Annotated in this window: 1 protein-coding gene; it reads right to left on the bottom strand. The window is 65.3% G+C overall.

The features are described from left to right. Nucleotides 1–37 precede the first annotated feature (37 nt). On the bottom strand, nucleotides 38–245 hold a 208-nt coding region (locus ACQG3P_RS21810), incomplete at its 5' end, for a hypothetical protein (protein ID WP_426806219.1).

The raw sequence follows: 245 nt of genomic DNA, 5'->3' as shown, positions 1-245 counted from the left end.
CCGTGCGGCGGGGCTGTTGATGATTTCCATCAAGTTCTCAGGACTGTGAAATGATGTGGGCGGAAGTGGACGACATGCGGTTGAGCAGGCTCTCGTAGCGCTGCGCTGCAGCGTCGCGCATCTCGCGCGAGCGGGCCGACTGGTCCTGCTGCTCCCCCGCAATGCGCCGGAAGACCTCGGCCACCTGCAGCAACAGCTGGCGCTCGGCCCCGGTCAACTCGGCTTCAATCTGTACGCCGGAGCCC

The organism is Stenotrophomonas sp. SrG (genome assembly GCF_050031795.1).
Taxonomy (GTDB): Bacteria; Pseudomonadota; Gammaproteobacteria; order Xanthomonadales; family Xanthomonadaceae; genus Stenotrophomonas; species Stenotrophomonas rhizophila_A.
Note: the sequence above shows the minus strand (reverse complement) of the source record. Positions and strands in the feature narration are given on the sequence as shown.